The sequence below is a fragment of the Streptomyces ficellus genome, from assembly GCF_009739905.1.
GTDB lineage: Bacteria > Actinomycetota > Actinomycetes > Streptomycetales > Streptomycetaceae > Streptomyces > Streptomyces ficellus_A.
In genome coordinates this window covers 2636163-2662251 of sequence record NZ_CP034279.1, presented here as the reverse complement: position 1 = coordinate 2662251, position 26089 = coordinate 2636163, and the positions used below count along the sequence as shown (strand labels likewise).

Sequence of the window (26089 nt, the reverse complement as noted above, 5' to 3'; positions counted from 1 at the left end):
TCCGCGGAGCCCCTCACCGTCCTACGGTGAGGGGCTCCGTGCGTGTACCGTCGGGGCCGTAACTCCCGGGGGGAGTGGTGGGGGGAAGAGAGAAGATCATGTCGAAAGTGCCAGGGTGGCTCGGCAGACTGGGAGCCGGCCTGACCCGGATGGGACAGCGGTTGGACGAGCGCCGAGCCGCGGGCGAGTCCGGGCAGGAGCCCGGCGACGAGCCGGCCGCCGTACCGGACAGCGTTCCCGCGCCCCCCACGTACGCCCCCGCCGTCGCCGCACGGCCGGATCCTGTCGACGCCATCCCCTGGGGGATGCGGGTCGCCGCGGAGGCGGGCTGGCGGCTGCTGGTCCTCGCGGGCACCCTGTGGGTGCTGATGAAGGCCATCAGCGAGGTCCAGCTGGTGGTCCTCGCCTTCGTCGCCGCGTTGCTGATCACCGCCCTGCTCCAGCCCACCGTGGCCCGGCTTCGGACCTTCGGCCTGCCGCGCGGGCTCGCCACGGCCGTCACCGCCATCACCGGCTTCGTCATCATGGGGCTGGTCGGCTGGTTCGTCGTCTGGCAGGTGATGGACAACCTGGGCGACATCTCCGACCGCGTCCGTGACGGCATCGACGAACTCAAGGCGTGGCTGCTGGACAGCCCGTTCCACGTCACCGAGCAGCAGATCAACGACATCGCCAAGAACCTCAGCGACACGATCGGGACGAACACCGAGGAGATCACCACCGCCGGCCTCCAGGGCGTGACCGTCATGGTGGAGATCCTCACCGGCATCCTGCTGACGATGTTCTCCACGCTCTTCCTGCTGTACGACGGCAAGAAGGTGTGGACCTGGTGGCTGAAACTGGTCCCCGCCCAGGCCCGTCCCGGCGTCGCGGGCGCCGGCCCGCGCGCCTGGCGCACCCTCACCGCCTATGTGCGCGGAACGGTGATCGTCGCGCTGATCGACGCCATCTTCATCGGCCTCGGCATCTACTTCCTCGACGTGCCGCTCGCCGTGCCGCTGGGCGTGTTCATCTTCCTGTTCTCCTTCATCCCACTGGTCGGAGCGGTCGTCTCGGGCGCGCTCGCGGTGATCGTCGCGCTGGTGACCCAGGGCGTGTTCACCGCGCTGATGGTGCTCCTGGTGGTGCTCGCGGTCCAGCAGATCGAGGGCCACGTGCTCCAGCCGTTCATCCTGGGACGCGCGGTACGGGTGCACCCCCTCGCGGTCGTCCTCGCCGTCGCCTCGGGCGGTCTGGTCGCCGGGATCGGCGGCGCCGTAGTGGCGGTCCCGCTGGTCGCCGTCACCAACACGGTTGTCGGCTACCTGCGCGCGTACAGCCAGGAACAGGCGCTGCGCGCCGCCCCCGTGGCGCACGGGTCCACGGTCCACAACGGAACCGGGACGCCGCCCGCGAAGGGGGACGCGCCCCGGGAGGGCGAGTGATATCCGAGCCGGAACTCGTGGGCGGCGACGGGGACGCGCCGATACCGCCGCCGTACGGTCCGCCGCCGTACGGTCCGACGCCGCCCGCCGGCGACGCCCCGGCGGAGGACCTCCCGGGCGGAGGCGGTGAGCGGCGGGCCCGGCCGCCCTGGCTGTGGGCGCTCGGCGGCGTCCTCGTGTCCTCGGCCCTCTGGGCGGGCGGACTCTACGCGTACCAGGCCATGGGGCCCTCGCTGGGCGGCTACCGCACGAGCGACAACCTGTGCGACGCGGCGGACCTGCCGGCGCTGCGGGCGAAGTACGGCGAGCGCGCCGAGGGTACCGACGAGGGGCAGAACCGGCACGAGGCGCTGGACCAGGCGCTCTGCTCGGTGACCCTGTCCGCCGCCGGCGACGACGACGGCCCGGGGTACGGCATCGACGTCACCTACGACCTGCACAAGGTGACCGACCCGGGGCCGGAGTTCGAGCCGTTCGCGACCGGCTCCGGCTGGGACGGGTGGGACTGGAAGCCCGTCGAGGGTCTGGGGGAGCGGGCGTTGTTCGCCCAGGACGACGAGGGGTACGCCGCACTGCGCGTGCTGGACGGGCAGGCGGTGCTCAGCATGATGTTCAGCGTCCAGGCGGAGTACGACCCGGACCAGGAGGATCCCCCGCCGGGGCCCGACGCCTCCGCCACACGCGGGGTCAAGGACCTCATGGTCAAGGACATGAGGACGCTCATGGCCGAACTCAAGCGCTGAACGGCCGGGCGCGGGCGACCCGCGCGGGCGCACGAAAGCGGGCGCACGAAAGGGGGGCCCACCGGATGGTGGGCCCCCCTTCACGGGCGCCGGGGACGCGGGCGGACTACACCGCCGGGACGGCCTCGGAGAGGACGGCCTCGGCGTCGAGCGTCGCGCCGACCGCCTGGATCACCGAGGCGATCTTGAACGCCTCCTGGACCGTGTCGCGGTCGACACCGGCCTTGCGCAGCACCTGCTCGTGCGAGTCGAGGCACATGCCGCAGCCGTTGATCGCGGAGACGGCGAGCGACCACAGCTCGAAGTCGACCTTCTCCACGCCCGGGTTGCCGATGACGTTCATCCGCAGACCGGCGCGCATCGTCCCGTACTCCGGGTCGGAGAGCAGGTGGCGCGTGCGGTAGAAGACGTTGTTCATCGCCATGATGGCGGCGGCGGACTTGGCCGCCTGGTACGCCTCGGGCGAGAGGTTCGCCTTGGCCTCGGGCTCCAGCTCGCGCAGGACCTTCGGCGAGCGCGAGGCGATCGCGCAGGCCAGGACCGTGCCCCACAGCTGCTGCTGCGGGAGCTCGCTGTTGCCGATGACCGAGCCGAGGTTCAGCTTCAGGTCCTTGGCGTAGTCCGGTATGGCGGACTTCAGCTCGTCGAGGGCCATGTCACTCACCGGCCAGGAGCTTGACCGGGTCCAGGGTCTCTTCGCCCGACTTCCAGTTGCACGGGCACAGCTCGTCGGTCTGCAGGGCGTCCAGCACCCGCAGGACCTCCTTGGGGTTACGGCCGACGGAGCCGGCGGTCACCATGGTGAACTGGATCTCGTTGTTGGGGTCGACGATGAAGACGGCACGCTGCGCGAAGCCGTCCTCGCCCTCGACGCCGCAGTCGCGCATCAGCTCGTGCTTCGAGTCCGCGAGCATCGGGAAGGGCAGGTCACGCAGGTCGGCGTGGTCCTTGCGCCAGGCGTGGTGCACGAACTCGGAGTCGCCGGAGACGCCGAGGATCTGGGCGTCACGGTCGGCGAACTCGTCGTTCAGCTTGCCGAAGGCGGCGATCTCGGTGGGGCAGACGAAGGTGAAGTCCTTCGGCCAGAAGAACACCACGCGCCACTTGCCCTCGTAGGACTTGTGGTCGATCTGCGCGAACTCCTTGCCGCTCTCCAGCGACACACAGGCGGTCAGGTCGTACGTGGGGAACTGGTCACCGACAGTGAGCACACGCTCTCCTTGCAGCAGGGAAGTCCCTTTTGAGGTCTTCCGTGAGGGTTGGACGGAGCCCCAGCATGGCACGGCGTGCATTGATCAGTGAAATAGCTAGACTGGGTCGTGTTGATCGAAGGTGGTTATCAGTGGTGTCCATATATAAGGGTAAGCAGCCCAGTCTGGCCCAGCTCCGGGCGTTCGCGGCGGTGGCCGAGCACCTGCACTTCCGGGACGCCGCAGCCGCGATCGGCATGAGCCAGCCGGCCCTCTCGGGCGCGGTTTCGGCCCTCGAAGAGGCACTCGGTGTCCAGTTGCTGGAGCGCACGACGCGCAAGGTGCTGCTCTCGCCGGCGGGCGAGCGGCTCGCGGTGCGGGCCCGGGCCGTGCTGGACGCGGTCGGGAAGCTCATGGAGGAGGCCGAGGCCGCGCACGCGCCGTTCACCGGCGTGCTGCGGCTCGGGGTGATCCCCACCGTCGCGCCCTACCTGCTGCCGACCGTGCTGCGACTGGTCCACGAGCGGTACCCGGCGCTCGACCTCCAGGTCCACGAGGAGCAGACCTCGTCCCTGCTGGAGGGACTGGCCGCCGGGCGGCTCGACCTGCTCCTCCTCGCCGTCCCCCTGGGCGTACCCGGTGTCACCGAACTGCCCCTGTTCGACGAGGACTTCGTCCTGGTCACGCCCGAGGACCACTGGCTGGGCGGGCGCACCGACATCCCCCGCGACGCGCTGCGCGAGCTGCGGCTGCTGCTCCTCGACGAGGGGCACTGCCTGCGCGACCAGGCGCTCGACATCTGCCGCGAGGCGGGGCGCGAGGACGGCGCGGCGGTCACCACCACCGCAGCCGGCCTGTCCACGCTGGTCCAGCTGGTCGCCGGCGGCCTCGGGGTGACCCTGCTGCCGCGTACTGCCGTGACGGTCGAGACCGGTCGCACCGACCACCTGGTCACCGGCTGGTTCGCCGACCCGGCCCCCTCCCGCCGCGTCGCGCTCGCCATGCGCACGGGCGCCGCCCGCCAGGCCGAGTTCGAGGAGCTGGCGGACGCGCTGCGCGAGGCGATGCGGGCCCTCCCGGTCCGGGTGCTGGGGGCCGAGGGCTGATCCGCGGGCCTGATCCGGGGCGGTGATCCGGGGTCGTGATCCGGGGTCGTGTGGGGGGTTCTGATTCGGGTCCCGGTGGTCACTCCGTACGCAGGCCGTCCGGGCGCATCATCCGCCACAGCGGTGGCAGGCTCAGCAGGGTCACCGCCATGATCAGCGCCGCGCCGACCCCGGTGACCGGCCAGAAGACCCCCCAGTCGGTCACGCTCTTGCCGATCATCCGCAGCAGCAGGCAGCCCAGTCCCAGCCCGCCCGCGACCGCCAGGACCATGCCCAGCGCGACCGGTACGGCGGTCTGCCACAGCACCGACCAGGCCAGCGTCGAGCGCCGCGTACCGAAGGCGACCAGCACCGACAGCAGCCGCCTGCGGTCGCGCAGCTGCTCCACCATCGACACCAGCAGGGAGACCGCGACCAGCGCCATCGTGAGCGTGGCGCACGCGAACACGCCCTGGCGGACACTGGTGAAGCGCTGGTCCCGCTCCATGTTCTGGATCGTGTCCACCTGGATGAGCGGGCTGATCCCGGCGGCGGCGTTGCGGGCGTGCTCGGCCGCGTCCGGCACGGCCGGGTCCAGGACCGCCCACGCGGCCAGGGTCGGCCGGTCCAGCGTCCGGGCGTCGATCGCCGACGGGGTGGCGAGAACGCCGAACGCCCCCCAGCCCATGGGGTCGCGCCGTCCGTCCACCGTGCGGGCGTCGCCCGGAACGCGCCACAGCAGCGGCGTCCCGCCCTCCCCGCGGAGGTCGACCGTGGCCCCCGGACGGGCCGTCTCGGCCAGGTAGGCGTCGTCCGGGCCGTCCCCGCCGGGCGCCCGCGCGATGAACACGTCGCCGTCCCGGCACGAGGGCAGGTGGGCCAGTTCCCGCAGCGACGGGCAGTCGGCGACCGTGAGCGAGGTGGAGGGGGCGAAGTCCTCGCCCGCGCGGACCGGACCGGGGCGCCGTACCGACGTCTCCAGGATCGCGCTCACCCCGGTGACGCCCTTCGCCGCCGACAGCTCGCGGATCAGCTCACGCGGTTCGTCCGCCCCGTTCCCGTGGCCGCGCAGGCTGAGCTGCGCGCGCGCCTCGTCCATGTTCGTCGGCCGCATGAAGTCGCTCTGCACCGCGCCGAACAGCATCTGGAGCGCGATCGCCCCGGCCGCCGCGACCACGATGCCGCTGACCGCCCTGGCCGCGGTGCCGCTGCCCATCTGGAGCCGGCGCACCGCCAGCTGCCACGGCACCGGGCCGCCCCGCAGCCACCGCACCACCGTCTCGGTCAGCCACGGCAGCAGCGTCGTCACCCCGGTCAGCGCCAGCAGCGCCCCCGCCGCGACCGGCGCCACGTCCAGCGACGTCTCCGCGAACGTCACCGGCCCCGCCGCCAGGAGCAGCGCCAGACCGGCGACCACCAGCAGCAGCCGCCACCACACCCGGCGCGGCCGGGGCGTCGACTGCCGCGCGACCCCCAGCGGTTCGATCACCACACCGCGCAGGGCCACCAGCGTCACCACCACCGCGCACAGCGGCACCACCACGCCCACCAGCGCCGCCAGTGCGGGCACCGGAGTGACGTCCGCCGGGAACGCGTTGACGTCCCACACGGTCACCCGCCCCGCGAACAGCCGCGCCACGGCGAACAGCCCGGCCCCCACCAGCAGCCCCATCAGCGCACCCTCGAGCGACTCGCCCGCGGCGATCCGCCGGGTCGTCGCCACGTCCGCGCCGACCAGCCGCAGCGCGGCCAGCCTGCGGTCGCGCTGCTCGCCGCCGAACCGGGCGGCGGTGGCGACGAAGACGAGCACCGGCAGCAGCAGCACCACGCACGCCACCACGATCAGCAGCAACAGGAAGGCGCTGGAGGGCCGGTCGGCCCCGACGTTGTGGCCGAAGGCGGCGGCGCGTCCGTCCGCCGTCGCGGCGGTGAGGTCGCCGCCGTACGCGTAATAGACCAGCTCCCCGGGCCCGACCAGCCCCTCCTCGCCGATCCCGCCCCCGGCGTCGTACGGCAGGCGCGCCTTCAGCAGCGCGCCCTCAGGCGAGGCCAGCAGCCGGCCGAGGGCCGGTGACACCACCATCTTCCCGGGCCCGGGCACCGCGTCCACCCCGGGCGGTGCGGGCGCGCCGGCGCCGTCGGGACGCAGGAGCATCCCGCGCACGGGCCGGTCGTGGAAGAGCGTGGAGGTGGCCGCGTAGAGGAAGGAGCGGTCCGAGCGGGGCGCGTCGGACTCGCTGGAGGTCAGGTCACGGGCCTGATGGCGGGCGTCGCGCCCGTCGAGGACGCTCGGTACGGACGCGGCGAGCAGCAGCAGCGTCACCCCGGCGCCCACCCCGAGGGCGGTCAGCACCGTCCGCACCCACCCGGCCCGCCCGCCGGTCACCGCGAACCGCGCACCGAGGAGGAGGTCGCGGATCATACGGCGCCCCCGGCCCGCCCTGCCGAAACCCCCGGCCCGCCGGCTCGCGCCGCGCGGAGCCGTACGGCGCGGGCGCGTCCGAGGGGCCGCCGCGTCGCCGCGTGGGGCGCGGCTGGGGGCGGCGCCGGGTGGTGGGGGCGGGTGGCCGTGGCTGGGCGCCGGGTCGTGGGACCGCCCGGGTTTCGCGGCGTCACCGCGCGGCGCGTGGCCCGCGGCGCCGGCCGGGCGGGGCGGGGCGGCGTGCGCGGGGTCATCGGGCGGGTGCCAGGTCGCGTATGCGGCCGTCACGTACGACGACCTCGCGGTCCGCGTACGCGGCGACGCGGGCCTCGTGCGTGACGAGGACCACCGCCGCGCCGGTGTCCCGGGCGGCGTCACCGAGCAGCTGCATCACGCGCTCGCCGTTGAGCGAGTCGAGGGCGCCGGTCGGCTCGTCGGCGAAGACGACGCGCGGCGCCGTGACGAGCGCGCGGGCCACGGCGACGCGCTGGGCCTGGCCGCCCGACACCTCGCCGGGGCGCTTCCCGCCGACGTCGGCGGCCTCCAGGCGCTCCAGCCACGCGAGGGCCTCGCGCTCGGCGGGCTTGCGGCGCCGCCCGTTCAGACGGAGCGGCAGGGCGACGTTCTCGGCGCAGGACAGCTCGGGGACGAGCCGGCCGAACTGGAACACGAACCCGAACTCGCTCCGGCGCAGCGCGCTGCGCCGGGCGTCGGACAGGGCGGTCAGGTCGCGGCCGTCGTAACGGACGGTCCCGGTGTCGGGGCGGACGATGCCGGCCAGGCAGTGCAGCAGGGTCGACTTGCCGGACCCCGAGGGGCCCATGACCGCGACGACCTCGCCGGCGCGGACGGTGAGGTCGACGTCCACCAGTGCCGGGGTCGGGCCGTACGCCTTGCCGATCCGCTCGGCCCGCAGCAGCGCGGTCATCGCGCGGTCCCGCCGACCGCTTCGGCGAGCTGCCCGAGCCGGGCGGCGGTCAGCTCCAGCCAGCGGAGGTCGGCCTCCAGGTGGAACAGGGCGTGGTCGCAGATCAGCTGGTCGGCGAGGTCGCCGTCCTTCTTGCGCCGGGTCAGCTCGCGCATCAGCCGCAGGTGCTCGGCGCGCTGCGTGTCGAGCAGCTCGGTGGCGCTGCGGCCGGTGAGCAGGGCGAGGACGACCTTGGTGTAGAGCGTCGACTGGAGGTACGGCTCGGGCTTCTCGGCCTGGGTCAGCCACCGCTCGACGTCGGTGACGCCCGCCTCGGTGATCGCGTACCGCTTCCGCTCGGGGCCTTCGCCGGGTTCGATGCCCTCGACCTCCACGAGGCCGTGCTTCAGCAGCCGGGACATGGTCGAGTAGACCTGCCCGTAGTGCAGGGGCCGGTCCTGGCCGAACCTCGCGTCGAAGGCCCGCTTGAGGTCGTAGCCGTGCCGGGGGCCGGATTCCAGGATGCCGAGGAGGGCGTGACCGATGGACATGGCGGCGACTCTACCCGGCGCGTATACACGGGATGTATAGAGGAGGGTTTGCGCCCGCCCCGCACGGTCACCCGCACCCGTCGCCCCGCACCGTCGCGCTGCGGTGCGGGGCGGGGCGTTCGGGGCGGGCCGTCAGCCGGGCGGCTCGGGGTTCTTCGGCGGGCGGCCGCGGCGGGGCAGGGGGCCCGGCGCCGGCGGGAGGCGGCCCGCGTCGGAGAGGGCCTTGCGCAGCAGGAACTCGATCTGGGAGTTCGCGCTGCGCAGCTCGTCCGCCGCCCAGCGCGCCAGTGCCTCGTACACCGCCGGGTCGAGGCGCAGCAGCACCTGCTTGCGCTGGCGGCGGTCCGGCGGCGGCGTCACTGGTACAGCGTGCCCGTGTTCAGCACCGGCTGGGCCGCCCGGTCGCCGCACAGGACCACCATCAGGTTGGAGACCATCGCGGCCTTGCGCTCCGGGTCGAGCTCCACGATGTCCCGTTCCTCCAGCCGGTCCAGCGCCGCCTCGACCATGCCGACCGCGCCGTCGACGATCTGCCGCCGCGCGGCGACGACCGCGCCCGCCTGCTGGCGCTGGAGCATCGCGGACGCGATCTCCGGGGCGTACGCGAGGTGCGTGAAGCGGGACTCGATGATGCGGACGCCGGCCGCCTTCACGCGCGCGTGGAGCTCGGCGGCCAGCTTCTCGGTGATCTCCTCGGCGTTGCCGCGCAGGGACAGTTCCGCCTCGTCGTGCGCGTCATAGGGGTACTCGATCGCGATGTGCCGTACGGCCGCCTCCGTCTGCGTGGAGACGAACACCCGGAAGTCGTCGACCTCGAACATCGCCTGCGCGGTGTCCTCGACCCTCCACACGACCACCGCGGCGAGCTCGATCGGGTTGCCGTACGCGTCGTTGACCTTCAGCACCGGCGTCTCGTGGTTGCGCACCCGGGTCGAGATCTTCATGCGCGAGGTGAACGGGTTGACCCAGCGCAGCCCGTCGGTGCGGATCGTGCCCCGGTACCGGCCGAAGAGCTGCACCACCCGGGCCTCGCCGGGCGCCACCATGTTCAGCCCGCACATCGCGAGGAAGGAGGCGATCACGACCAGGACCCCGGCCACGATCAGTGCCACCTTCAGGCCCGCCGAACCGCTGGCCGCGCCCGCGACCACCATGCAGACACCGGCCGCCAGGCCGGCGAGGCCGAGCAGCAGGGCCAGCCCGCCGCCGATGCTCTGCGCCGCGAACTCGCGTACGCGTGGCGCGGGCATGTCGGGCAGGTCCTCCGCGAGTGCGGCGCGGTCGGCGCGGTCGTTCGTCGTCATGGTCGTCCCCGTTCCCTCGTCGCCGGCCTCGTCCGGCCGGTCTAGCAAAGTGATATCACTTTAATGCACGCAGCAACCCTTGGCACCCCTGAGGAGTCGGTTCCCTAGAGACGGGTGCTCATTGTCACGTCCGGAAAAGACCGGATCCGTTGAGCTTTGTCAGTACCCGTGGTGTTAGTTTGCTGAGCTGATTTGCGTATCGGGCAGAGCGGAGCGACGGAGCGATGGGTCGAGCGGTAGCGCGACAGGCGCGGGAACGCGGGGCGCGCGGGGCGAAGACCGAAGGCGGGGGCATACGCCGCTTCTTCACGTGGAGGAAGCTGCTGGGCACCTTCTTCGGACTGTGCCTGCTCGCGATGGGCGCGTTCTACGTCGTGTACCTGCTGGTCCCGGTGCCCTCCGCCAACGCCCAGGCGACGATGCAGAGCAACGTCTACCGGTACAGCAACGGCAAGATCCTCGCCCGTACCGGTGAGATCAACCGCGAGATCGTCGGCCTGGACAAGATCCCGGACGACGTGGAGAAGGCGTTCGTCGCGGCCGAGAACAAGACCTTCTACCAGGACTCCGGCGTCGACTTCGTGGGCACCGCCCGCGGTGTGCTGAACACGCTGCGCGGCCAGGGCAAGCAGGGTGGCTCGACCATCACCCAGCAGTACGTCAAGAACTACTACCTGGACCAGGACCAGACGGTCAGCCGCAAGCTCAAGGAGCTGGTGATCTCCCTCAAGGTCGACCAGCGCATGAGCAAGGACGACATCCTCGCCGGCTACATGAACACCAGCTACTACGGCCGCGGCGCCTACGGCATCCAGGCCGCCGCGCGGGCCTACTACGGCGTCGACGCCGAGAAGCTGACCGTCTCCCAGGGCGCCTACCTCGCCGCCCTCCTCCAGGCCCCCAACCAGTACGACTGGGCCATCGCCAGCCCCACCGGCCGCAAGCTCGCCACCGAGCGCTGGAACTACGTCCTGGACAACATGGTCGAGGAGGGCTGGCTCGACCGGTCGAAGCGCGCCGGGCAGAAGTTCGCCGTCCCGCAGAAGCCCAAGGCCGCGCCCGGCATGGAGGGGCAGACCGGCTACCTCGTCGCCGCCGCCAAGCAGGAGATGGTCCGGCAGGGCATCAGCGAGGAGGACATCGACGCCGGCGGCTGGAACATCACCCTCAACATCGACGAGAAGCGCCAGAAGAAGCTGGTCAAGGCGGTCGACGAGCAGCTGGAGGACCGTCTCGACCGCAAGAACAACAAGGTCGACGCCACCGTCCAGGCCGGGGCGACCTCCGTCGACCCCAAGACCGGCAGCGTGGTCGCGCTGTACGGCGGCGCCGGCGCCACCGAGCACTGGATGTCCAACGCCACCCGCCGCGACTACCAGCCCGCCTCCACGTTCAAGCCTCTTGTCTTCGCCTCCGCCCTGGAGAACGGCGCCACCACCCAGGACGGCGACGAGATAGGCCTGAACACGCTCTACGACGGCACCAGCCGCCGCCCCGTCGAGGGCAGCGACACCCCCTTCGGCCCCGAGAACGAGGACAACCGCAGCTACGGGCCCGTCACCGTCCAGCAGGGCATGAACAAGTCGATCAACTCGGTCTTCGCCCAGATGATCGTGGACGCCGACCCCTCCAAGGTGAAGAAGACCGCGCTCGCCCTCGGGATGAAGGACGACGAGAGCTTCGTCGAGCAGCCCGCGATGTCCCTCGGCACCATGGGCGCCTCCACCTGGGACATGGCGGGCGTGTACGCCACCCTTGACAACCACGGCAAGAAGGTGACGCCGACGATCGTGAAGTCGGCCGAGCACAAGGACCGCACGTTCGAGCGGGTGGAGCCGCCCGTCGGCGAGCGGGTCATCAGCCGCGAGAGCGCCGACACCGTCACCCACGCCCTCACCGGGGTCGTCAGGAACGGCTCCGGCCACGAGGCGAACACGTCCGCCTACCAGGCGGCCGGCAAGACGGGCACCTCGGAGAACAACAAGTCGGCCTGGTTCGCCGGTTACACGCCCGAGCTGACGACGGTCGTCGCCCTCTTCGGCGAGGACGCCGACAAGGGCCGGCAGGTCACCCTCACCGGTACCGCCAACTCCGGCCGCGCCAACGGCGGTGGCTTCCCCGCCCGCATCTGGGCCGACTACACGCTCGGCGCCCTCGGCGGCGGCTCCGACGCCCGGTTCGACCTGGACCTCGCCGAGACCGCCCCGCCCGAGCCGACCGAGACCGAGTCGCCCACCGAGGAGCCGACCGAGACCGAGTCGCCCACGGACGAGCCGACCGAGACCGAGTCGCCGACCGAGGAGCCGACCGAGACCGAGTCGCCCACCGAGGAGCCGACCGCGACGCGCACGCCCCCCACGCCCCCGACCCGCACGCCGACGGACGACCCGACCGAGGGCGAGACCGGCGGGAACAGCGGCGGTGACACCGGCGGCGACGGCGGGGACGGCGGTGTGACCGGCGACCCGGGCGGCGGCGACACCGGAGGCGACCTGAAGCCGCCGAAGCCATGACGCAAGACGTGACGTGACACGACGACGGTGGCCGGGCCCCTGAGGAAGGGGCCCGGCCACCGTCGTCACCTCGTTCCGCCGACGCGCCTCAGATTCGCGTCGGCAGCTCGAACCAGACCACCTTGCCGGTAGACAGCCGGGTCGCGCCCCACCGCCGCGCCAGCCGGTTCACCAGGAACAGCCCGCGCCCGCCCTCGTCGGTGTCCCGGGCCCTGCGCTGGCGCGGGAGCTGCGGGGCGTCGTCACCGACCTCGCAGCGCAGCACGTCCGTCCGCAGCAGCCGCAGCGTCACCGGCCGCTCCGCGTACCGGACGGCGTTGGTGACCACCTCGCTGACCAGCAGCTCGACGCTGTCGGACAGCTCCTCCAGGTCCCAGCGGGCCAGCGCCCGCCGCGCCAGGCGCCGCGCCCGGCCGGGCGCCTGCTCCTCCGGCTCCAGGAACCAGTAGGCGACGTCGCTCGGCGCGATGCCGTCGAACCGGGCGGCGAGCAGCGCGATGTCGTCGTCCCGGTCGCCCGGGCCGAGCATGTCCAGCACGTCGTCGCAGAGCGCCTCCAGCGGCGGCGAGTGGTCCGGGCCGGTCAACTGGGCGGTGGCGGCCAGCCGTTCGCGCAGCTGCTCTATCCCGGTCCACACGTCGCGCAGCCGCGACTCGACGAGCCCGTCGGTGTAGAGGAGCAGGGTCGCCCCGGCCGGGGCGTCCAGCTCGACGGCCTCGAAGTCCACTCCGCCCACGCCGATGGGCGCGCCCGGCGGGACGCGCAGCACCTCCGCCCGGCCGCCGAGGTGGAGCAGTATCGGCGGCGGGTGACCCGCGTTGGCGATGGTGATGCGGTGCGCGACCGGGTCGTACACCGCGTAGAGGCAGGTCGCCATGCGGTTCTCGCCGAGCCGCTGGGCCTGCTCGTCGAGGTGGTGGAGCACCTCCTGCGGCGGCAGGTCGAGCCCGGCGAGGGTCTGCGCGGTGGTCCGCAGCTGGCCCATGATCGCGGCGGACGTCATGGAGTGGCCCATCACGTCGCCCACGACCAGCGCGACCCGGCTGCCGGGCAGCGGGATGGCGTCGTACCAGTCGCCGCCGACCCTCGCGGTCTCCGCCGCCGGGAGGTAGCGGGAGGCCAGCTTGACGCCGGTCGGCTGCGGCAGGTTCTCCGGCAGCATGGTGCGCTGCAGCTCGTCGGCGATGTAGGCCTCGCGCCCGTACAGCACGGCCTTGTCGATGCCGAGCGCCGTGTGCGTGGCCAGCTGCGCGGCGACGAGCAGGTCGTTCGGCTCGAACGGCGGCCGGTCGGGGCGGCGCAGGAACACGGCCGCGCCGATCACCCGGCGCCGGCCGCGCAGCGGCGCCAGGATCGCCCGGTGCCCGGACGGTACGCAGCGCCCGTCGCCGAGCAGTTCGGGCAGCGCGGCGCGGGCGGCCGCCGAGTCGCCGAAGACCGGGCGTACGCCGCGCAGGACCTCCGCGAGGGCGCCGCCGGCCTGCACCTCGCACAGCTCGGCCGCCGGGCCGAGGTCGAGGCCGGTGTCCGGGTCGGCCGCGGACAGGCCGAGTTCGGAGTCGTCCTCCGTTAAGCGCAGCCGGTCGGTGCGGCGCAGGCGCAGGACGAACGGGTCGACGGGCCGCTCGTCGCCCACCGGGAGCGGGTCGCGGAGGTAGACGAGGATCGCGTCGGAGAACGTCGGCACGGTGGCCCGGCACAGGCCGAGGACGATCTCGTCGAGGTCGATGCCGCGGGCGATCCGCCGCGTGGCGGCGCCGACGAACCGCAGCCGGTCGCCCTCGCGCCTGGCGGCCATCACCGGCTCGTGGCCCGGGCCCGCGGCGGCTCCGGCCTGCGCGGGCAGCCCGCCGAGCGGCGTCGCCACACCGGTGGGCACGCCGACGCCCGGCCCGGGGGCGGCTCCGCTACCGGGCGGGGAGCCCTCCGGACCGCCGCCGTGTCCCGGGCCGTGCCCGGAGCCGGTCCCGCCGCCACCGCCGCGGCCGCTCCCACGGCCACCGCCGGGGCCGGACCCACCGCCGGACCCGTGCCCACCGCTGCCCGCGCCGGTGGTGTGGGCGGAGGCGCCCGTGGCCTGCCCGGCGGCTCCGGCCGGATGCCCGCCGGGGCGCCCGGGCGTACCGGCGGTGCCGGCGGTGCTCCCGCCGGTGGTGTCCGTGGTGCCGCCGGTCGTGCCGGGGGTGCTCGTCGTGCTCCCGGCCGGGCGCGCGGAGGCGTCGCGGGCCGTTCCGCCGGGGCCCGCCGGTGCGGCGGCCGTCCCGGACGGGGCGGTGGACGGGGCGCCGGGGTGCGGGGCGGAGGACGGGGCCGCGGCGGCGCCGGCGCAGGGCCCCGGGGCGGGCGCGGGCGCGGTCCCGGGCGGCGCGGCGGGGGACGGGGGCGTCTCCCGCCGTGGCCGGGTGCGTTCCTGCGGCCGGGCAGCGAGAGGCTGCCGGCCTTCGTGGGAGGTGGGATGCTCCGTCACGCGTGGGATTCCGTCCGTCCGGGCCGGTGGTGCGATGCGATCGCTCTGTCAGGCGCTATACCCGCTCCGGGAGCGGCGCCGACAAGGGGTGACGGATCCGGGCACGGATCAGGCACGGTCCACCCCCTCATGGATGACTTACGGTCAGTTCCTGGTCTCTGCTCAGTCGTTCCTGCTCCGCGAATGTGCGGAGGACGATCCTACGTTTGCACCCCTGGGGCGCATCAAGGGTCTCACGGAGCCGTGTGCGCCGGGGTGTGATCCCAGTCCGCGGGCAATTCCGGAACCGTCCAGTCCGGGTCCGGTCGCCAGTGCTCCCAGCCGTCCGCGAACGGAGCGCCCCAGGCGCGGATCACCTCGACCGCCGCCCGCCCGGCCTCCCGCACCCGCCGGGCCTGCGCCGGGCCCACCAGGCCGCTGCGCTGCGCCTGGGCGAACTCGTCCTCGTCCCGCCACAGCCAACTGCGATCGGGGTACACCGAGATGTCCAGGAAGTGGTCCACGGAGTCCACCCCGTCCGCCCATCGGGTGCGGGGCTCCTCCAGGTTGACGTACCAGCTGCGGAACTGCCAGCCGTGATCCCAGAACAGCCACACCGACCAGGGTTCACCCGGCCGGGCCAGCTTCAGCACGCCTGTGCCCTCCCACCGGGTGCGCACGGTGGTGCGGGGGGCGGTGTACCGGGTGGCGAGCGGCTCCTCGTGGACGGGGGTGCCGTCGGCCAGGACCGGCTTGACGCACTCCGTGCCCGGCGCCATCCACACGGCCAGCAGGTCGTCGGTGTCCTCGACGACCGTCACGGGCCGGCAGATGTGGATGTGACCGCCGCCGTTGTCGCGGTAGCGCCACAGGATCCGGGCGCCCGGCGCCCAGTGCGCGCCGCCGGAGCGCGCCCCTCTCCCTGTCGTCGTCTCGGCTGTCATGCGCAGATCTTAGAGGTGCCCGCCGGGCGCCGCCGCGACACAGATCACGTCAAACGGGCGCCCGCGGCCCACGAAACGCCAGGTCAGGGCCGGGTCATACGCAGGACGTCCAGGGCCTCGTCGAGCTGCTGGAGCGTCAGGTCGCCGCGCTCCACGTACCCCGATGCGATGACGACCTCGCGGATGGTCCGGCGTTCCGCCAGGGACTTCTTGGCCACCTTCGCGGCCTCCTCGTACCCGATGTACTTGTTGAGCGGCGTGACGACGGAGGGGGACGACTCGGCGTACTCGCGCGCCCGCTCCACGTTGGCGGTGATGCCGTCGACCGTGCGGTCCGCCAGCAGGCGCGAGGCGTTGGCGAGGAGCCGGACCGACTCCAGCAGGTTCTTGGCGATGACGGGGAGCATCACGTTCAGCTCGAAGTTCCCGGCGGCGCCGGCCGTCGCGACCGTGGCGTCGTTCCCGGTGACCTGGGCGGCGACCATCAGGACGGCCTCCGGGACGACCGGGTTGACCTTGCCGGGCATGATCGAGGACCCGGGCTGGAGGTCGGGGAGGTTGATCTCGGCGAGCCCGGTGCGCGGCCCGGACGCCATCCAGCGCAGGTCGTTGGAGATCTTGGTCAGGGACACCGCGATCGTACGGAGCTGTCCCGACGTCTCGACCAGCCCGTCCCGCGCGCCCTGCGCCTCGAAGTGGTCGCGGGCCTCGGTCAGCGGCAGCCCGGTCGCGGCGGCGACCTCGGCGATCACGGCGGCGGCGAACCCGGGCGGGGTGTTGATGCCGGTGCCGACCGCCGTGCCGCCCAGCGGCAGCTCGGCCAGGCGCGGCAGCGACGCGCGCAGCCGTTCGGTGCCGTACCGGACCTGTGCCGCGTAACCGCCGAACTCCTGACCGAGGGTCACCGGGGTGGCGTCCATCAGGTGCGTACGACCGGACTTGACGACGTCCGCGAATTCGGCCGATTTCCGCTCCAGGGCGGCGGCCAGGTGGTCCAGCGCCGGGATCAGGTCCCGGGTCACGGCGGCGGTGGCGGCGATGTGGATGGAGGAAGGGAACACGTCGTTGGACGACTGGGACGCGTTGACGTGGTCGTTGGGGTGCACGGCGTCGGGCCGGCCGAGGCGCCCGGCGAGCCGCTCCCCGGCCAGGGTGGCGAGGACCTCGTTCATGTTCATGTTGGACGACGTGCCGGAGCCGGTCTGGAAGACGTCCACGGGGAAGTGCTCGTCCCACCTGCCGCCGGCGACCTCCTCCGCGGCCTCCTGGATCGCGGCGGCCCGCTCCTCGTCCAGGACGCCGAGCCGCGCGTTGACCTTCGCCGCGGCGGCCTTGATCCGGGCCAGGGCCTCGATGTGGGCCCGCTCCAGACGCTGCCCCGAGACGGGGAAGTTCTCCACCGCCCGCTGGGTCTGCGCCCGCCATTTGGCGTGGGCGGGGACGCGCACCTCGCCCATGGAGTCGTGCTCGGTCCGGTAGTCAGTCTCGTCCGTCATGGTCGTCGAACCTCCTGGATAAGTTGAGCACTTGTCTTGTTCCGCGTATTCCCAAGCCATGTACCGGCCAGTAAAAACCGTGGGTAACCCCACTTCCAGGAGGCGCAATGACGCGCACCGGTACCAGAGCCCGGTTCGGACTCCGATGTACGGTCGCGGCGGCCGCCGCGCTCGCGACCACCTTCGGCGGGATGACCGCCCAGGCCGCGGCGGACACCGCCACCGTCACCGCACCCCGTACCGCCACCGCATCCGTACCACTGCCGCCCGAGCTGGAGGCCATACGCGCCGCCGAGGCCACCAAGCTGTACGGTTCTCCCGCCGAACGGCCGCTCGCCGAACGGAAGACCGGCCTGATCTCGCTGGGCGACAGCGAGATCTCGGGCGAGGGCATCGGCACCTACGAGCCCCCGACCAACGGCCCCACCAACTGGTGCCACCGCTCTCCCCAGGCGGCCATCCACCGCACCGGCATCCCCGCGGACGTCACCTACAACGTCTCCTGTTCTGGGGCGTCCACGCCCAACATCCGCATCGGCGGCAGCAAGCAGCACGCGGACGAACTGGTCCAGAGCGACAACCTCGCCATCAAGGCCCGCAACACCCGCATCAAAATGGTGCTGCTGGTGGCGGGCGCCAACGACGACCTCCAGTTCGGTCCCGTGATGACCGACTGCGTCCTGCGCTTCATCACCTTCCAGGGCCCGTGCGAGCCCAAGTACGCGCCCGGCTGGCAGGCCCGCGTCGACAACCTCGTACCGAAGGTCGAACAGACCATCCGCGACCTGCGCACCGTGATGACCGACGCCGGGTACGCCGACGGCGACTACAAGCTCGTCGTCATGGGTTACCCCAGCCCCATCGGCCCCGACTTCCACGACAACCCGAACTTCCCCGGCAAGATCGCCTGCGGCGGCCTCGGCTACGACTCCGACACCGTCTGGGGCCGCAACACCGCCGTACCCGCCTTCGAACGCGGCATGCGGCGCGCGGCGGCGAACACCGGAGCCGTCTACCTCGACAACTCCCGGCTCTTCCACGGGCACGAGGTCTGCATGGACGACTCGTGGGCGCGCGGTCTCTACATCGACCTGTCCAAGCCGGGCCTGCCGGACGCGAACTCCGTCCGCCAGTCCTTCCACCCGAACGCGGCCGGGCACGCCGCCTTCGCCTCCTGCCTGACCCAGCTCCACGCGACGGACGTCCGCGAGGCGAGCTGCGCCGACCCCGCGTCGACGGGCAGACCGGAACTGCTGCCGGGCGCGTGGGACGACAAGTTCGCCCCGCTGCGCGGCGAGGCCACCGGCACCTGCCTCGATGTCGCCGGGTCGGTCACCCGCAACGGCACGGCGGTCGGCGGCTGGGACTGCCACCAGGGCCGCAACCAGGACTGGTGGTACGACCCGGCGCGCGGCTCCCTGCACACGGCGCTGACCCACGACCGGTGCCTGGACGTGCCGGGCGGCGCGTACGAGGCGGGCAAGGCGCTGGTGGTGTGGAACTGTTCCGGCGCCGCCAACCAGCGGTTCGTCCGCCAGGACGGGACGATCCGCCCGGCGGCGGCGACCGGCCTGTGCGTGACGCTGGGCGCGGCCAGGGACCCGCTGCGGCTCCAGGCCTGCGACGGGACGGCGAAGCAGCGGTTCGCCTGAGGCACGCGTACGTACCCGTGCACGCGCGCGTGGACCCGGCCCGGGCCCACGCGCGCGTGGCTCACGCCAGGCCGGGGCCGCGCACCGGGATGGAGGTGAACGTCGGAGCCGGGGCCGGGTCCTGGAAGAAGTCGTTGCCCTTGTCGTCCACCACGATGAACGCCGGGAAGTCCTCGACCTCGATCTTCCAGACCGCCTCCATGCCGAGCTCCTCGTACTCGACGACCTCGACCTTCTTGATGCAGTCCTGCGCCAGGCGGGCGGCCGGGCCGCCGATCGAGCCCAGGTAGAAGCCGCCGTGCGTGCCGCACGCGTCGGTGACCTGCTGGGAACGGTTGCCCTTGGCGAGCATGACCTTGGAGCCGCCCGCCGCCTGGAACTGCTCCACGTAGGAGTCCATCCGGCCGGCCGTCGTCGGGCCGAAGGAGCCGGAGGCGTACCCCTCGGGCGTCTTCGCCGGACCGGCGTAGTACACCGGGTGGTCCTTCAGGTACTGCGGCATCTCCTCGCCCGCGTCGAGCCGCTCCTTGATCTTGGCGTGCGCGATGTCGCGCGCCACGACCAGCGGACCGGTCAGCGACAGCCGGGTCTTCACCGGGTACTTGCCCAGCTCGGCCAGGATCTGGTCCATCGGCTGGTTGAGGTCGATGCGGACCACGTCGCCTTCCTCGGCGAGCTGCTCGTCCGTCGTGTCCGGGAGGAAGCGCGCCGGGTCGGTCTCCAGCTGCTCCAGGAAGACCCCCTCCGCGGTGATCTTCGCGACGGCCTGGCGGTCCGCCGAGCAGGACACGGCGATCGCGACGGGGCAGGACGCGCCGTGCCGGGGCAGCCGGACCACCCGGACGTCGTGGCAGAAGTACTTGCCGCCGAACTGCGCGCCGATGCCGATCTTCTGGGTCAGCTCGAAGACCTTGTCCTCCAGCTCCTTGTCCCGGAAGCCGTGGCCGAGGACCGAGCCCTCCTCCGGCAGCTCGTCCAGGTAGTGCGCCGAGGCGTACTTCGCGGTCTTCAGCGCGTACTCGGCGGAGGTGCCGCCGACGACGATCGCCAGGTGGTAGGGCGGGCACGCGGCCGTCCCCAGGGAGCGGATCTTCTCCTCCAGGAACCGCATCATGGAGGCCTCGTTGAGGACCGCCTTGGTCTCCTGGTAGAGGAACGACTTGTTGGCGGAGCCGCCGCCCTTGGCCATGAAGAGGAACTTGTACGCGCCGCCGTCGGTCGCGTACAGCTCGATCTGGGCGGGGAGGTTGGTGCCGGTGTTCTTCTCCTCCCACATGGTGAGCGGAGCCATCTGCGAGTAGCGCAGGTTCAGGTTCTTGTACGCGTCGTGGATGCCGTGCGACAGGGCCTTCTCGTCCTCGCCCTCGGTGAGGACGTTCTGGCCGCGCTTGCCCATGACGATCGCCGTGCCGGTGTCCTGGCACATGGGCAGGACGCCGGCGGCCGCGATGTTCGCGTTCTTGAGGAGGTCGAGCGCGACGAACTTGTCGTTGGCCGAGGCCTCCGGGTCGTCGATGATCTTGCGCAGCTGGGCGAGGTGCGCCGGGCGGAGGAAGTGCTGGATGTCGTGGATCGCCTCTTCGGCGAGCTTGCGCAGCGCCTCCGGCTCGACCTTGAGGAACGTACGGCCGTCGGCCTCGAAGGTGGAGACACCCTCGGCGGTCACCAGGCGGTAGGGCGTGGTGTCCTCTCCCAGCGGGAGCAGATCGGAGTACTGGAACGCAGGGTTGGGCGGGCGGGAGACAGGGGGCATTGCGGCCATTCCTCACTCGGCAGACAGCGGCACGGCCTCCATTGGCCGACGCGCCCACAAGCGTAGAACGCCCGGCGCCGCCCGAACCTGTGAGGTAAGGCTCAGTTGCCGGGACGCAGTGCGCCGGTTCGTCGTGGCGCCGGTTCGTCACGCCGACCCCTGGTCGCGATGTATCGCGTTTCGCTAGGCTGAGGACGTGGACCTCGAAAAGCAGCCTCAGAAGCCCGTCGCGCCCGCCGAACCCGCGCTCAGGGCCTCGGACGCCGACCGGGACCGGATCGCGGACATCCTGCGGGACGCCCTCGCCGAGGGCCGGATCGACGCCGAGGAGCACGGGGAGCGCATCGACGCCGTCTACCGCGCCAAGACCCTCGGCGAGCTCGAACCCCTCGTGCGGGACCTGCCCGCCGCGCGCCCGCGGGCCGAGCCGTCGCAGCGGTCGTACGTGCCCGGGTACGCGCACGAGGGCGAGGGCGGCGACCCGGCCGCCCCGGCGGACAAGCTGGTCGCCGTCTTCTCCAGCAGCACCCGCAAGGGCCGCTGGCGCGTCGGGCGGCGGACCAACGCCTTCGCGGTCTTCGGCAGCGTCGAGATCGACCTGACCGAGGCGATCTTCACCCAGCGCCTGACCACGATCAACGCCGTGTCGGTCTTCGGCGCCATCGAGGTGCGCGTCCCCGAGAACGTCACCCTGCGCGGCGCCGGCACCGGCGTCTTCGGCGCCTTCGAGGTGGCCACCCTGGAAGCCGCCGACCCCGAGGCCCCGGTCGTGGTGATCAACGGGTACGCCGTCTTCGGCGCCGTCGAGGCGCGTCCCAAGGCGGGCCGGCGCATCGCCGACCTCCACGCCAAAATGCGTAAGCACCTTGGGGGTTGAGGCGCCGTGCCCCGATCCGGCCGGTCGGATTCCGCCCCTCGGACCGGAGGGCCACGCAGTGCATAGGCACGCGCACAGCGGGTAGGGCTTGCTGCATCGTCTCTCGCTCGCGAAGCCGTCGTCAGGAGTAGACCGTGCTGCAACTGCCGCCTCAGCCCCTCCAGGTCGCCGCCGCCGCCACCTCCCAGCGTCTTCCGGCGCGGGAGGACCAGGCCGGTCCGTGGCACACGGAGGCGGTGTGCCGCCGGGACGAAGCAGGCTTGTTCTTCGCCCCGTCAAAGGAGCCAACGGCCGCCCGGCTGGCGCGCGAGGAGGCCGCGAAGCGGGTCTGCGCCCGCTGCCCGGTCATGGTCGAATGCCGGGAGCACGCCCTGCTCCAGCCGGAGCCGTACGGCGTGTGGGGCGGGCTGACCGCGGCCGAGCGGCGCGTCGTCCTGGCCCGCCGCCGGCGCCGCGAGGTGGAGCTGAAGAAGGCCGCCTCGACCGGCCCGCGCATCGCCGCCGCGGGCTGACCCGGCACGCCGACCCGGTACTGGGCGGCCGGCCCGGCCGCACGGAGAGGGGCGCTCCCACCGCACATGGGGGCGCCCCTCTTCGTACGCACCGCACTGTCCGGCGCGTGTGGCTGGCGGCGCGTACCGCTCCTCGCGCGCCGCGTCGTACCGGACTACTTCGCGCGGTCGAAGTCGATCTGGCTGTACGCGCGCAGCTTCGACAGCCGGTGCGTGGAGTCGATCTGCCGGATCGTGCCCGACTTGGAGCGCATGACCAGGGACGAGGTCGTCGCCGTCTCCGCGCGGTAGCGGACCCCGCGCAGCAGCTCGCCGTCCGTGATGCCGGTCGCGACGAAGAACACGTTGTCGCCGCTGACCAGGTCGTTCGTGGACAGGACGCGGTCCAGGTCGTGACCCGCGTCGATCGCGCGCCCGCGCTCCTCGTCGTCCTTGGGCCACAGCTTGCCCTGGATGACGCCGCCCAGGCACTTGATCGCGCAGGCGCTGATGATGCCCTCGGGCGTACCGCCGATGCCCATCAGCAGGTCCACGCCCGTGCCCTCGCGCACCGCCATGATCGAACCGGCCACGTCGCCGTCCGAGATGAACCTGATGCGCGCGCCCGTCTCGCGGATCTCCTTGACGATGCCCTCGTGGCGCGGACGGTCCAGGATGACGACGGTGACGTCCTCGGGCGAGGAGTGCTTCGCCTTGGCGACGCGGCGGATGTTCACGGACACCGGGGCGTTGATGTCGACGTAGTCGGCGGCCTCCGGGCCGGTGACGAGCTTGTCCATGTAGAAGACCGCGGACGGGTCGAACATGGTGCCCCGGTCGGCGGCGGCCAGCACGGCGATCGCGTTGGGCATGCCCTTGGCGGTGAGCGTGGTGCCGTCGATCGGGTCCACGGCGATGTCGCACTCGGCGCCGGTCCCGTCACCGACCCGCTCGCCGTTGAACAGCATCGGGGCTTCGTCCTTCTCGCCCTCACCGATCACCACGACGCCGTTCATGGAGACCGTGGAGACGAGGGTCCGCATGGCGCGCACCGCCGCGCCGTCGGCGCCGTTCTTGTCGCCGCGGCCGACCCAGCGGCCGGCGGCCATGGCGGCGGCCTCGGTGACCCGGACCAGTTCGAGGGCCAGGTTGCGGTCGGGAGCCTCGGGGGAAACCTCGAGCTCGGACGGCAGATGGTTGTCGGTCATCGGAACGCACCTTTCTGTACGGCGACGGCCGCAAGTGAAGAGGGTGCTGCGACTCTATCGGTAGGTCGACATATTGAGCAGAGGGGCCCACGTATGAGCAGGCCACGCTGATGCGACCATAGGGGGCGTGGCAGGTATGCGTGGCAAGCAGACAGTGCGCGGGATGTTCCAGTCGATGGCGGTCATCTGCGCCGCGGCGGGCGTGATCTATCTCTTCATCCCGCACGACGAGAAGGCCGACCCGATCAGGGCGGTCGACTACCGGGTCGAGCTGGTGACGGCACAGCGCGCGGCGCCCTACCCGGTGCTGGCGCCGGAGGGGCTCGCGAAGGACTGGACGCCGACCTCGGTCGCGTACGACCGCGAGGAGGGCAACGCCTGGCACCTGGGCTTCCTGACCCCCGACCGGCAGTACGTGGCGGTGGAGCAGTCGACGGCGGCGTCGGGGAAGTACATCGCCGGGGTGACCCATGACGCCCGGGACACGGGCCGCACGCAAGCGGTCGCGGGCCGGGCCTGGCAGCGCTGGGAGGGCCCCAAGTACGACGCCCTCGTGCTGCGCGACAAGGGCGTCACGACGGTCGTGACCGGTACGGCGACGTGGGAGCAGCTCGCGCGCATGGCGTCGGCGCTCCGGCCGGCGGAGGTCCCGGGGGCCACGGGTGCGCCCTCGGCCGCGGGTACGCCGCCGGTGACGAACGCGCCCTCGGCCCCGGCCACGCCCTGACCGCTCCGCACGGGCGGACGGACGAACGGCGACGGCCCCCGGCACCTGATCGAGGTGCCGGGGGCCGTCGCCGTGTCCGGGAAGTGCGGGGACCGCGCGTCAGACGGTGGTGATGACCTCGTCGTACGCCAGGCGCGGGGAGCGGGGGAACGAGGCGTCCTCGCCCGGCTTGCCGATGTTGACGATCATCAGCGGGGTGTGGTCGTCGTCGAGGAACTCCTTCTGGACGCCCGGGAAGTCGAAGCCGGTCATGGGGCCGGCGGCGAGGCCCGCGGCGCGCACGCCCACGATGAAGTACGCGGCCTGGAGCGCGGCGTTGAGGCCGGCGGACCGCTCGCGGACCGGGCGCTCGGCGAAGAACGCGTCCTTGGCCTGCGGGAAGTGCGGGAACAGGCCGGGCAGCTCCTCGTGGAACTCGTTGTCCGCGGCGAGGATCGCGACCAGCGGGGCGGCCGCGGTCTTGGCGCGGTTGCCCTCCGCCATGAGCGGGGCCAGGCGCTCGCGGGCCTCCGCCGAGCGGACGAGGACGATGCGCAGCGGCGTCTGGTTGAAGGCGGTCGGGCCGTACTTCACCAGGTCGTAGATCGCCTGGACCTGCTCCTCGGTGACCGGCTCGTCGGTGAAGGTGTTCGCGGTGCGGGCCTCACGGAAGAGAAGGTCCTGGGCGGCGGGGTCAAGAACGAGGGACATGCTGCGTACCTTTCGAGCGTGCTCGAGTGTGCAAAGGATCAAGCGATGTGCTCCACCGTACGCCCGAGATAGGTTAAGTTTCAACTAAACCGCGCCCAAGCGGTCCGTGAGCCCCGTCACACTCCGATTCCGGAGGGTCACTCCTCCTGGCCGGCCGGAGCCTCCTGCTCGGCCAGCGCCGCGTCCAGCCGGGCGCGGGCGCCCTCCAGCCAGCGGCGGCACACCTTGGCCAGCTCCTCGCCCCGCTCCCACAGTGCGAGCGACTCCTCCAGCGTCGTCCCGCCCGCCTCCAGCCGGCGCACGACCTCGATCAGCTCGTCGCGCGCCTGCTCGTACCCGATCGCCGCTTCCGTCGTCTCCGCTGCCATGCCCCCCACCCTACGGGCGGGGTACGACATCGCCGGCGGCCACGCGCACCGGGAACTCGCCCTCCGCGACCCGCGCGCGCAGCTCCTCGTCCGGCGCCACCTCCTCCGCCGACCGGACCACCGACCCGTCCGCCCGCTGGAGCACCGCGTACCCCCGCTCCAGCGTCGCCGCCGGGGAAAGTCCCACCACGCGCGCGTGGGTGTGCCTCAGCTCGGAGTCCGCCCGGTCCAGCAGGTGGCCCAGGCAGCGGCGGCTGCGCGCCAGCAGGGCGTCCACCTCCCGCTCCCGCTCCTCCACCATCCGCCGCGGGTGCTCCATGACGGGCCGGGCGAGCGCGTGCGTCAGGCCCCGCTCCTCGCGGTCGAGCAAGCCCCGCACCGTACGCAGCGCGCGGTCCCGCAGGCCCCGGACCCGCTCCAGCTCCTCGCCCACGTCCGGGACGACCTTCTTCGCGGCGTCGGTCGGGGTGGACGCCCGCAGGTCCGCCACCAGGTCCAGCAGCGGCGCGTCCGGCTCGTGCCCGATGGCGGACACCACCGGCGTACGGCACTCGGCGACCGCCCGGACGAGCTGCTCGTCCGAGAACGGCAGCAGGTCCTCCACGCTGCCGCCGCCCCGCGCGACGACGATCACGTCCACGTCCGGGTGCTCGTCCAGCTCCTTCACCGCCTGCACCACCTGCGGCACGGCGTGGACGCCCTGCACCGCCACGTTCCGCACCTCGAAGCGGACCGCCGGCCACCGGCGCCGCGCGTTCTCCAGCACGTCCCGCTCCGCCGCTGAGGCGCGCCCGCACACCAGGCCGACCAACCGCGGCAGGAACGGCAGCGGCCGCTTGCGGTCGAGCGCGAACAGCCCCTCCGCGCCCAGGGACCGCTTCAGCATCTCCAGCCGGGCCAGCAGCTCGCCGATCCCGACCGGCTTCATCTGCGCGGCCCGCAACGACAACTGCCCCCGCGGGGCGTACCACTCCGGCTTCGCGTGCACCACGACACGGGCGCCCTCGGACACGACGTCCGCGACCGCGTCGAACACCTGGCGGTAGCAGGTGACGCTGACGGAGATGTCGTACGACGGGTCGCGCAGCGTCATGAACACCACACCCGCGCCCGGCCGCCGCGACAGCTGGGTGATCTGGCCCTCCACCCAGACGGCACCGAGCCGGTCGACCCAGCCCCCGATGAGCCGCGACACCTCACCGACGGGCAGGGGAGCTTCGGCAGACGTATTCAGACCCATGCAGGCGAGCGTACGCGCCACGACCGACAACGCCCCCGGCCCCGCGAGGCCCGCCCGG

At 72.7% G+C, this 26089-nt stretch carries 23 protein-coding genes; 8 read left to right on the top strand and 15 right to left on the bottom strand.

What is annotated here, in order from left to right; genetic code table 11:
- The first annotated feature begins 98 nt into the window (after positions 1-98).
- Together EIZ62_RS11390 and EIZ62_RS11385 are read left to right on the top strand one after the other, a co-directional pair.
- Entirely contained in the window at positions 99-1424 is a 1326-nt protein-coding gene (locus EIZ62_RS11390; protein WP_156692594.1) for an AI-2E family transporter, read from the top strand.
- Entirely contained in the window at positions 1421-2167 is a 747-nt protein-coding gene (locus tag EIZ62_RS11385) for a hypothetical protein (protein ID WP_156692593.1), read from the top strand. The genes EIZ62_RS11390 and EIZ62_RS11385 overlap by 4 nt, the downstream gene beginning before the upstream one ends.
- A gap of 106 nt (positions 2168-2273) precedes the next feature.
- On the opposite strand, the gene EIZ62_RS11380 is transcribed toward EIZ62_RS11385, so the two are convergent.
- The gene (locus EIZ62_RS11380) at positions 2274-2822 is read right to left on the bottom strand and encodes an alkyl hydroperoxide reductase (protein WP_156696337.1); all 549 of its coding nucleotides are present in this window, start codon (positions 2820-2822) and stop codon (positions 2274-2276) included.
- Position 2823: 1 nt separating this feature from the next.
- Positions 2824-3378 (bottom strand): peroxiredoxin, encoded by a 555-nt coding sequence (locus tag EIZ62_RS11375; RefSeq protein WP_156692592.1) that lies wholly within the window; start codon positions 3376-3378, stop codon positions 2824-2826.
- Positions 3379-3509: 131 nt separating this feature from the next.
- On the opposite strand from EIZ62_RS11375, the gene EIZ62_RS11370 reads away from it, so the two are divergent.
- Positions 3510-4463, top strand: a complete 954-nt coding sequence (locus EIZ62_RS11370) for a LysR substrate-binding domain-containing protein (protein ID WP_156692591.1) — start codon at positions 3510-3512, stop codon at positions 4461-4463.
- A 79-nt stretch (positions 4464-4542) separates the two neighbouring features.
- Here EIZ62_RS11370 and EIZ62_RS11365 read toward each other — a convergent pair whose 3' ends face one another.
- The 5 genes from EIZ62_RS11365 to EIZ62_RS11345 form a co-directional block, all read right to left on the bottom strand.
- On the bottom strand, positions 4543-6864 hold the full coding sequence (locus tag EIZ62_RS11365; RefSeq protein WP_156692590.1) for an ABC transporter permease: 2322 nt from the start codon (positions 6862-6864) through the stop codon (positions 4543-4545).
- A 250-nt stretch (positions 6865-7114) separates the two neighbouring features.
- Positions 7115-7792 (bottom strand): ABC transporter ATP-binding protein, encoded by a 678-nt coding sequence (locus tag EIZ62_RS11360; protein WP_156692589.1) that lies wholly within the window; start codon positions 7790-7792, stop codon positions 7115-7117.
- Positions 7789-8322, bottom strand: coding sequence for a PadR family transcriptional regulator (locus EIZ62_RS11355; RefSeq protein ID WP_156692588.1), 534 nt, complete (start codon positions 8320-8322; stop codon positions 7789-7791). Before EIZ62_RS11355 ends, EIZ62_RS11360 begins: the two co-directional genes overlap by 4 nt.
- Positions 8323-8454: 132 nt before the next feature.
- Entirely contained in the window at positions 8455-8682 is a 228-nt protein-coding gene (locus tag EIZ62_RS11350) for a type II toxin-antitoxin system antitoxin (RefSeq protein ID WP_156692587.1), read from the bottom strand.
- Complete coding sequence (locus tag EIZ62_RS11345) at positions 8679-9626, bottom strand: SPFH domain-containing protein (RefSeq protein ID WP_156692586.1); 948 nt, start codon at positions 9624-9626, stop codon at positions 8679-8681. The genes EIZ62_RS11350 and EIZ62_RS11345 overlap by 4 nt, the downstream gene beginning before the upstream one ends.
- Positions 9627-9850: 224 nt before the next feature.
- On the opposite strand from EIZ62_RS11345, the gene EIZ62_RS11340 reads away from it, so the two are divergent.
- Positions 9851-12139 (top strand): transglycosylase domain-containing protein, encoded by a 2289-nt coding sequence (locus EIZ62_RS11340; protein ID WP_156692585.1) that lies wholly within the window; start codon positions 9851-9853, stop codon positions 12137-12139.
- Positions 12140-12227: 88 nt separating this feature from the next.
- Here the strand turns inward: EIZ62_RS11340 and EIZ62_RS11335 are convergent, their stop codons facing one another.
- The 3 genes from EIZ62_RS11335 to EIZ62_RS11325 all read right to left on the bottom strand — a co-directional run bounded on the left by EIZ62_RS11335 (position 12228) and on the right by EIZ62_RS11325 (position 17025).
- Positions 12228-14606: a SpoIIE family protein phosphatase gene (locus EIZ62_RS11335; RefSeq protein WP_156692584.1), complete on the bottom strand. Its 2379-nt coding sequence runs from the start codon at positions 14604-14606 to the stop codon at positions 12228-12230.
- Positions 14607-14839: 233 nt separating this feature from the next.
- Positions 14840-15529, bottom strand: coding sequence for a cytidylyl-2-hydroxypropylphosphonate hydrolase (gene fomD / locus EIZ62_RS11330; RefSeq protein ID WP_156692583.1), 690 nt, complete (start codon positions 15527-15529; stop codon positions 14840-14842).
- Between the two features lie 83 nt (positions 15530-15612).
- Positions 15613-17025 (bottom strand): class II fumarate hydratase, encoded by a 1413-nt coding sequence (locus tag EIZ62_RS11325; RefSeq protein ID WP_156692582.1) that lies wholly within the window; start codon positions 17023-17025, stop codon positions 15613-15615.
- A gap of 107 nt (positions 17026-17132) precedes the next feature.
- Here EIZ62_RS11325 and EIZ62_RS11320 point away from each other — a divergent pair, with 107 nt between their 5' ends.
- Positions 17133-18677, top strand: coding sequence for a ricin-type beta-trefoil lectin domain protein (locus EIZ62_RS11320; protein WP_156692581.1), 1545 nt, complete (start codon positions 17133-17135; stop codon positions 18675-18677).
- 61 nt (positions 18678-18738) lie between these two features.
- On the opposite strand, the gene EIZ62_RS11315 is transcribed toward EIZ62_RS11320, so the two are convergent.
- Positions 18739-20430, bottom strand: a complete 1692-nt coding sequence (locus EIZ62_RS11315; RefSeq protein WP_156692580.1) for a fumarate hydratase — start codon at positions 20428-20430, stop codon at positions 18739-18741.
- Positions 20431-20626: 196 nt separating this feature from the next.
- On the opposite strand from EIZ62_RS11315, the gene EIZ62_RS11310 reads away from it, so the two are divergent.
- Positions 20627-21307, top strand: coding sequence for a DUF1707 SHOCT-like domain-containing protein (locus tag EIZ62_RS11310; RefSeq protein ID WP_156692579.1), 681 nt, complete (start codon positions 20627-20629; stop codon positions 21305-21307).
- Between the two features lie 134 nt (positions 21308-21441).
- Positions 21442-21819, top strand: coding sequence for a WhiB family transcriptional regulator (locus EIZ62_RS11305; protein ID WP_156692578.1), 378 nt, complete (start codon positions 21442-21444; stop codon positions 21817-21819).
- A 155-nt stretch (positions 21820-21974) separates the two neighbouring features.
- Here the strand turns inward: EIZ62_RS11305 and glpX are convergent, their stop codons facing one another.
- Positions 21975-23006, bottom strand: a complete 1032-nt coding sequence (glpX, locus tag EIZ62_RS11300; protein ID WP_156692577.1) for a class II fructose-bisphosphatase — start codon at positions 23004-23006, stop codon at positions 21975-21977.
- A gap of 127 nt (positions 23007-23133) precedes the next feature.
- Between glpX and EIZ62_RS11295 the strand changes: the two genes are divergently transcribed.
- The gene (locus tag EIZ62_RS11295; protein ID WP_156692576.1) at positions 23134-23733 is read left to right on the top strand and encodes a DUF4245 domain-containing protein; all 600 of its coding nucleotides are present in this window, start codon (positions 23134-23136) and stop codon (positions 23731-23733) included.
- A 99-nt stretch (positions 23734-23832) separates the two neighbouring features.
- On the opposite strand, the gene EIZ62_RS11290 is transcribed toward EIZ62_RS11295, so the two are convergent.
- The 3 genes from EIZ62_RS11290 to xseA all read right to left on the bottom strand — a co-directional run bounded on the left by EIZ62_RS11290 (position 23833) and on the right by xseA (position 26031).
- Positions 23833-24423: a malonic semialdehyde reductase gene (locus tag EIZ62_RS11290; protein ID WP_156692575.1), complete on the bottom strand. Its 591-nt coding sequence runs from the start codon at positions 24421-24423 to the stop codon at positions 23833-23835.
- A 137-nt stretch (positions 24424-24560) separates the two neighbouring features.
- The gene (locus EIZ62_RS11285) at positions 24561-24791 is read right to left on the bottom strand and encodes an exodeoxyribonuclease VII small subunit (RefSeq protein WP_156692574.1); all 231 of its coding nucleotides are present in this window, start codon (positions 24789-24791) and stop codon (positions 24561-24563) included.
- Positions 24792-24801: 10 nt separating this feature from the next.
- Complete coding sequence (xseA, locus tag EIZ62_RS11280; protein WP_156692573.1) at positions 24802-26031, bottom strand: exodeoxyribonuclease VII large subunit; 1230 nt, start codon at positions 26029-26031, stop codon at positions 24802-24804.
- Between the last annotated feature and the right edge of the window lie 58 nt (positions 26032-26089).